Genomic DNA, 7,629 nt, shown 5'->3' with positions numbered 1-7,629 from the left:
GAGCTCGACATCTGGATCCGCGACAACGGCGAGTGGCTCGGCCGCGTCCGCGACAAGTCCGGCCGGGTCACCTGGATCCCAGGCACCGACCTCCGCCCGCTGTAGCCGGCCTCCTTGAGGTAGGCCCCGCGGGTCATGGTGTCGCGTAGTTTGTCGGTATGGGGAGCAGCGGCGAGCGGATGGTTGGGTTTCCGCCGACCGCCGAGACGCTTGTCGATCTGGCCGGCTGGCGGGATGCGGCCAATGTGCGCTGGGCATTCCGGCACATGCGCGAGCTCATGCCCACGCACGTGATTCCGGCCGACCCGGATCACACCCGCCCGCTCACCACGGCCCTCGACCCTGCGGTGGGAGCGACTCCGGTCACGCGCCTGGACGGGGCGGTCACGCGTGCCGACGGCGTGTTCGCGGACACCTGGACCGACGCGCTGATCGTGCTGCACGACGGTGTCGTCGCCGAGGAGCGGTACTTCGCCGGCATGACCGCGAACACCCCGCACCTGCTGCTGTCGGTGTCCCAGTCGATCGTCGGCTGTGTCGCCGGAATCCTGGCCGGCCGCGGCAGTCTCGACCCCGAGGCGCCCGTGACCACCTACGTCCCGGAAGTCGCCGGGACCGGGTACGGCCACGCCACCGTGCGTCACCTGCTCGACATGCGCACGGGCGTCGCGTTCCACGAGACCTCTCAAGCGATTGACTCCGAGGTCCGGGTGATGGAGCGGTCGATGGGCTGGCGACCACGGCGCGACGGCGACCCGGCCGGCCTGTACGAGTACCTGACCACCCTGGGTACGGCGACCCCGCACGGCGGACCGTTCGCCTACCGGTCGGCCGACACCGACATGCTCGGCTGGGTGTGCGAACGCGCGGCCGGCACCCGGATGGCGGATCTCGTGTCCCGGTTGCTGTGGGCACCGATGGGCACCGAGCAGGACGCCGACATCACCTGCGACCCGGTCGGCTCCGCGGTGCACGCCGACGGCATCTCGGCGACCGCCCGCGATCTCGCGCGGTTCGGCCAGTTGCTGCTCGAGAACGACGACCGGATCGTGCCGAAGCGCTGGCTGGCCGAGTCGTGGCATCCCGGCGCCGACGTCCGGACCGCGTTCTCGGGCACCGACAACGAGGCCGTGCTGGCCGGCGGGTGGTACCGCAACCAGTTCTGGTTCGTGCCCGACGCGCGTGGAACAGCCCTTGCCTGCTTGGGATTCCACGGTCAGATGCTCTACGTCAACCCGGCCACCAAGCTGGTCGGCGTGAAGTTGTCGTCGTGGCCGGACCCGCGGCGCCCGGCGTACCTGGTCGACACGCTGCGGGCGTTCGGCGCGATCGGCGCCCAATTGAGCGGTTGACAGACGATTGCGGAGTGCGACACTCCGACCATGACCCGATACGGCCAGCAGTTCGGCCCGGACTTCACCTTTCTCGGGGTCCCGGCCTGCGATCTGGACGACCCGGCGTCGTACGCGGACGCGCAGGTCGTGATCCTCGGGGCGCCGTTCGACGGCGGCACGTCGCACCGGCCGGGCGCCCGGTTCGGGCCGATGGCGATCCGGATGCGCGACTACCTCGGCCACGACGGGTCCCGGCCGAGTCTCGCGCTGCGCACCGACGGGCTGGTCGACCTGAACGTCGTCGACGCCGGTGACGTGGAGATGTACTCCGGCGACATCGAGGTCGCGCTGCCCACGCTGGAGGCAGCGGTCGAGAAGGTGACCCGCTCCGGCGCGATCCCGGTGGTGCTCGGCGGGGACCACTCGATCGCCTTCCCGGACGCGAAAGGGGTCGCGAACGTGCTCGGCCACGGCCGGGTGTCGATGATCCACTTCGACGCGCACGCCGACACCGGTGACATCGAGTTCGGGTCGTTGTGGGGGCATGGGCAACCGATGCGCCGGCTGATCGAGTCCGGCGCGCTGCGCGGCGATCGGTTCCTGCAGATCGGGCTGCGCGGCTACTGGCCGCCGCCGGACACGCTGGACTGGATGGCGCAGCAACGGATGCGCTCCTACGAGATGACCGAGATCGGGCAGCGCGGCCTGAACACCTGCCTGAGCGAGGCTTTCGCGATCGCCACCGACGAGTGCGACGGCGTGTTCCTGTCGGTCGACATCGACGTCTGCGACCCCGGCCACGCCCCCGGCACCGGCACTCCGGAGCCCGGTGGCCTGACCGCTCGCCAGTTGCTGGACGCGGTACGGCGGATCGGCCTCGAGCTGCCCGTGGTCGGGATGGACGTGGTCGAGGTGAGCCCGCCGTACGACCACGCGGACATCACCGCGGCGCTCGCGAACCGGGTCGTACTGGAAGCACTGTCGGCGATTGCCCGCAAGCGCAGGGACGAGCGCGACGGCACGCACTGGGATCCGTCCCGGCCGCTGCTGGACGGCCGTCCGGGCTGACCTGTTCCCAGCGCGGTGAGCGAGTGCCACACTCCGAAGAGGGGTGGAGGTGGCGGGGACGGGCGGGCACCTCCATCGAGGGAGGGGGCTTCCATGGCGATGACGCCACAGCAACTGTTCCGCCGCAAGCCGGTTCCGGAGATGGCGCAGGAGACCGGCACCGACACCGGACAGAGCGAGCTCGTCCGGTCGATCGGCCTGTTCCAGCTCTCGATGTTCGGGATCGGCGCCACCATCGGCACCGGTATCTTCTTCGTTCTCGCGGAGGCGGTGCCGGTCGCCGGGCCGGCGGTGATCTGGTCGTTCGTGGTGGCCGGCGTGGTCGCCGGGCTGACCGCGATCTGTTACGCCGAGCTCGCGAGCGCGGTGCCGGTGTCGGGATCGTCGTACTCCTACGCCTACGCGACGCTCGGTGAGCTGCCCGCGGTCGGGGTGGCCGCGTGCCTGCTGCTCGAGTACGGCGTTTCCGCGGCCGCGGTGGCCGTCGGCTGGTCGCAGTACCTGAACGAGCTGTTCGACAACCTCTTCGGCTTCACCATCCCGGACAGCCTGTCGCAGGCGCCGGAGCAGGGCGGTGTGTTCAACCTGCCCGCGGTGATCCTGGTGCTGCTCGTCACGCTGCTGCTGATCCGCGGCGCCAGCGAGTCGGCCAAGACGAACGCCGTGATGGTGCTGATCAAGATCGGCGTCCTGGTGCTGTTCATCGTGATCGGCCTGCAGGGCTGGAACTCCGACAACCTGTCCGACTTCGCGCCGTTCGGGATCACCGGCATCACCTCGGCGGCCGGCATCATCTTCTTCTCCTACATCGGCCTGGACGCGGTCTCGACCGCGGGTGAAGAGGTCAAGAACCCGCGGCGGACGATGCCGCTGGCGATCCTGATCGCCCTCGTCACCGTCACCACCCTCTACATCCTGGTCACGCTGGTCGCGGTCGCGGCGCAGCCGGCGGGCGAGTTCGAGGACCAGGAGGCCGGGCTGTCGGCGATCCTGGAGGACGTCACCGGCTCGAGCTGGCCGGCCACCGTGCTGGCGGCCGGCGCGGTGATCTCGATCTTCAGCGTCACGCTGATCGTGATCTACGGCCAGACCCGGATCCTGTTCGCGATGGCCCGCGACGGGATGATCCCGGAGCTGTTCCACAAGGTGAACCCGCGCACCCACACCCCGGTCCCGAACACCATCATCGTGGCGATCGTGATCGCGGTGCTGGCCGGGCTGATCCCGATCAACTTCCTGGCCGAGATGACCAGCATCGGGACCCTGGTGGCGTTCCTGGTGGTGTCGATCGGCGTGATGGTGCTGCGCCGCACGCACCCGGAGCTGCCGCGCGGCTTCAAGGTGCCGCTGTACCCGGTCACCCCGATCCTGTCGATCCTGGGCTGTCTGTGGATCATCCAGGACCTGCGCGCGGTGACGATCTGGGTGTTCCTGATCTGGGTCGCGGTGGCGCTGGCCTGGTACTTCTTCTACGGCTTCAAGCACTCGCACCTCGGCCGGCACGAGCACGTCGGCCTGATCCACGACGACGACGGGCCGGCCTCATGACGATGATCGTCGGCTACGCCTCCGACGAACGGGGGAAGGCGGCCTTGCATCTGGCGGCGATGCTGGCCCGGTCCGCGAACGACGACCTGATCGTCTGCACCGTCGTACCGGCGCCGTGGACGCCGGGGATGGCGCGGGTGGACGCGGAGTACCACGAGTACCTGGCACAGACCGCTGATCAGGCGCTCGAACGCGCTCGTGGCTTCATGCCGTCCGACGTGCCGGCCGCCTACGTCAGGCACAGTGCGCGGTCGGCGCCGGCCGGTCTGCTGGAGCTGGCCGACCATCATGACGCGCGGCTGATCGTGCTGGGGTCGTCGTCCGCCGGGGTGTTCGGTCACATCGCGCTGGGCAGCGTGACGGACCGGCTGCTGCACAGCTCGCACGTGTCGCTCGCCCTCGCCACCCGGGGATTCCGCTGTCCTCCGGATGCCAGGGTCAGCCGGGTGACCGCTGCTTTCGGAGGTACGGCGAGCGCCGAAAACCTGGTCCTGGCCGCGGCGGCGGTCGGTGGCGACGTGGGCGCATCGTTGCGGATAGCAACGTTCGCGGTGTGGTCCCGGCCGGCCTTCACCACCCGGCTCGGCACCGAGCCGGAGGACCTGGTCATGCAGGAGTGGCGAGCCGAGCTGGACAAGACCGTGAACGCCACGCTGGCCCAGATCAAGCATCTTCGCTCCGGACCCCGATCGGTCGAGACGGTGATCGGCGCCGGGGCGACCTGGGACGAGGCGATCGACGAGGTCGGCTGGGAGCCGGGCGACGTCCTCGTGGTCGGGTCGAGTGAGCTCGGCCCGGTCGCGCGGGTGTTCCTCGGCTCGCGGGCCTCGAAGATCCTGCGGCACTCCCCCGTCCCGGTCATCGTCGTGCCGCGTCACCGGGCTGAGGTGCTGGCCGAACGCGCCACCGACGGCTGACCCGGCCATGAGCGACCTGCTTTCGCTGTTTCCGCCCGGGAGCAGCCTCGACGCCGACGGCACGCTGGTCGTCGGCGGGTGCCGCGCCGACGACCTGGCGGTCGCCTTCGGAACGCCGGTCCTGGTCGTCGCCGAGGACGCGCTCCGCTCCCGTGCTCGCGAGTACCGCGACGAGTTGTCGGCCCGCTGGCCGGACTCCCGTGTCGCCTTCGCCTCCAAGGCCTTCCCCTGTACGGCGATCCAGCGGGTGATGGTCGAGGAAGGACTCGGCCTGGACGTCGCGGGCGGCGGCGAGATCCTGACCGCGTTGAAGGCCGGTGCCGATCCGAGCCTGCTCGTGCTGCACGGCAACGCGAAGAGCGACGAGGAGATCGCGCTCGCGGTCGAGCACGGGATCGGCCTGGTCGTGGTCGACAACGCCGACGACGTCGACCGGCTGGAGGCGACCGGACGCACGCAAGATGTGCTGGTCCGCGTGATTCCCGGCGTCACCGCCGACACCCACAGCCATGTGCTGACCGGCCATGAGGGCTCGAAGTTCGGGCTCATGCCGGCTGACGCAGCCCGGCTGATTCACCGGATCGAGCACAGCCCACGGCTGCGCATGCGGGGGCTGCACGTCCATGTCGGCTCCCAGATCCTCGACGTCGAGCCGTTCGCCGAGTCGGTCGCGCCGGTTGCGCGGCTGGGCGAGTTCGAGGTGTACGACCTGGGTGGCGGACTCGGTGCGCGCTACACCTGGTCGGACGAGCCGCCGACGGTGGCGTCGTACCTCGATGCCCTCATCGGCGCGGCGAAACAGCATTTGCCCGCGTCGGCACACGTCATCATCGAGCCAGGCCGCAGCATGGTGGGTACGGCGGCGACCACGATCTACCGGGTGACGACGGTGAAGCGCGGCTCGATCACGTTCGTCGCGGTGGACGGCGGGATGGGTGACAACCTGGAGGTCGCGTTGTTCGAGCAGCGCTTCGAGGCCGGCATCGTCGGGCGGTTCGACGGTCCCGGCCTCGAGACCGCGACCGTTGTCGGCAGGCACTGCGAGAGCGGCGACGTCCTGGTGGACGACGTGCCGCTGGCGAACCCGCGCGTCGGCGACCTCCTGGCCGTCCCCGCGACCGGCGCGTACTGCTACACGATGGCGAACAACTACAACGGCAACCGCCGGATCCCGGTCGTCTTCGCGCACGACGGCCGCGCGCGTCTCGTCGTACGGCGGGAGACGTGGAACGACCTGATGGCCCGAGACGTCGACTAACCCTCGAAGCCGTGATGGAGCATGACGTGCTTGATCCGCGTGTAGTCCTCGAGGCCGTACATCGACAGGTCCTTGCCGTAGCCCGAGTGCTTGAACCCGCCGTGCGGCATCTCGGCGATCAACGGGATATGGGTGTTCACCCAGACGCAGCCGAAGTCGAGCCGGGCCGACATCCGGGCCGCGGTGGTGACGTTCGTCGTCCACACCGAGGACGCCAGGCCGTACTCGGTGTCGTTCGCCATCCGCAGCGCCTCGTCCTCGTCGGCGAACTTCTGCACGGTCAGCACCGGGCCGAAGATCTCGGTCCGGATCAGCTCGTCGTCCTGCCGCAGGTCCGCGACGATCGTCGGCTCGTAGAAGTACCCGCGCTCGCCGACCCGGCTGCCGCCGGTCGTCACCCGGGCGTGCTCGGGCGCGCGCTCGACCAGCCCGGACACGTGGCCGAGCTGGTTGGCGTTGTTGATCGGCCCGTACAGGATGTCCTCGTCGGCCGGGTCGTAACCGGTCCTGGTGTTGCGGGCCGCGTCGGTCAGCGCCTCGACGAACTCGTCGTAGATCCCTTGCTGCACAAGCACCCGGGTGGCCGCCGTACAGTCCTGGCCGCCGTTGAACAGGCCGCCGACCGAGATGCCCTCGATCGCGGCCGGGATGTCCACGTCGTCGAACACCACCACGGGCGCCTTGCCGCCGAGCTCGAGGTGCGCGCGCTTCACGTCGGCCGCGGCCGCCGTCGCGACCGCCATCCCGGCCCGGGTCGAGCCGGTGATCGAGACCAGCTGCGGCACCTTGTGCCTGGTCAGCGCGGCGCCGGTGTCGCGGTCGCCGCAGACCAGGTTGCAGACGCCGGGCGGGAAGATCTCCTGCATCTTCTCGACCATCCAGTACGACGAGGCCGGCGTCGTGTCGGACGGCTTGAGCACGACCGTGTTGCCGGCGGCGAGGGCGGGCGCGAACTTCCAGACCGCCATCATCATCGGGTAGTTCCACGGCGCCACCTGGGCCACCGGACCGATCGGCTCGCGCCGGACCGACGAGGTGAAGCCACGCATGTACTCACCCGCCGACTTGCCTTCCAGCACCCGCGCGGCGCCGGCGAAGAACCGGATCTGGTCGACCATCGGCGGGATCTCCTCCGACCGGGTCAGGCCGACCGGCTTGCCGGTGTTCTCGCTCTCGACCGCGATCAGCTCCTCGGCGTTCTCCTCGATCACGTCGGCCAGCTTCAGCAGCGCCTTCTGCCGCTCCGACGGCGTCGACCAGCGCCACTTCTCGAACGCGCCGGCCGCGGCCCGGCAGGCCAGGTCGACGTCGTGCTCGTCGGAGTTCGGCGCCGACGCGTACACCTCGCCGGTGGACGGGTCGACGATGTCCATCATCGCCCCGGACGCGGCCGCCTGGACCTTGCCGTCGACGATGTTGTGAAAGACCTTCTTCTCCGGCATCTCGAGCCCTCCCCGGCACCGATTCGCCCCCAGGTTCCTTCAATCTAGGCCTTCCGCACTGA

Annotated in this window: 6 protein-coding genes; 5 read left to right on the top strand and 1 reads right to left on the bottom strand. The window is 69.8% G+C overall.

Going from position 1 to position 7,629, the window contains the following annotated elements; all coding sequences use genetic code 11:
* The first annotated feature begins 158 nt into the window (after positions 1–158).
* From ACWCOV_RS15895 to lysA, 5 genes are all read left to right on the top strand, one after another.
* Positions 159–1,352, top strand: coding sequence for a serine hydrolase domain-containing protein (locus tag ACWCOV_RS15895; protein WP_449829979.1), 1,194 nt, complete (start codon positions 159–161; stop codon positions 1,350–1,352).
* A gap of 30 nt (positions 1,353–1,382) precedes the next feature.
* On the top strand, positions 1,383–2,402 hold the full coding sequence (speB, locus tag ACWCOV_RS15890) for an agmatinase (protein ID WP_449829978.1): 1,020 nt from the start codon (positions 1,383–1,385) through the stop codon (positions 2,400–2,402).
* A 93-nt stretch (positions 2,403–2,495) separates the two neighbouring features.
* Positions 2,496–3,950: an amino acid permease gene (locus ACWCOV_RS15885; RefSeq protein ID WP_449829977.1), complete on the top strand. Its 1,455-nt coding sequence runs from the start codon at positions 2,496–2,498 to the stop codon at positions 3,948–3,950.
* Entirely contained in the window at positions 3,947–4,867 is a 921-nt protein-coding gene (locus tag ACWCOV_RS15880; RefSeq protein WP_449829976.1) for a universal stress protein, read from the top strand. The genes ACWCOV_RS15885 and ACWCOV_RS15880 overlap by 4 nt, the downstream gene beginning before the upstream one ends.
* A 7-nt stretch (positions 4,868–4,874) precedes the next feature.
* A complete protein-coding gene (gene lysA / locus ACWCOV_RS15875; protein ID WP_449829975.1) occupies positions 4,875–6,125 on the top strand; it encodes a diaminopimelate decarboxylase in 1,251 nt (416 codons plus the stop codon).
* On the opposite strand, the gene ACWCOV_RS15870 is transcribed toward lysA, so the two are convergent.
* On the bottom strand, positions 6,122–7,567 hold the full coding sequence (locus tag ACWCOV_RS15870; protein WP_449829974.1) for a gamma-aminobutyraldehyde dehydrogenase: 1,446 nt from the start codon (positions 7,565–7,567) through the stop codon (positions 6,122–6,124). The two genes, lysA and ACWCOV_RS15870, sit on opposite strands and share 4 nt — an antisense overlap.
* Positions 7,568–7,629 lie beyond the last annotated feature (62 nt).

This window comes from Kribbella sp. NPDC002412, assembly GCF_053592935.1.
The sequence above is the reverse complement of the archived record's forward strand: the minus strand, read 5'-3'. Positions and strand labels throughout refer to the sequence as shown.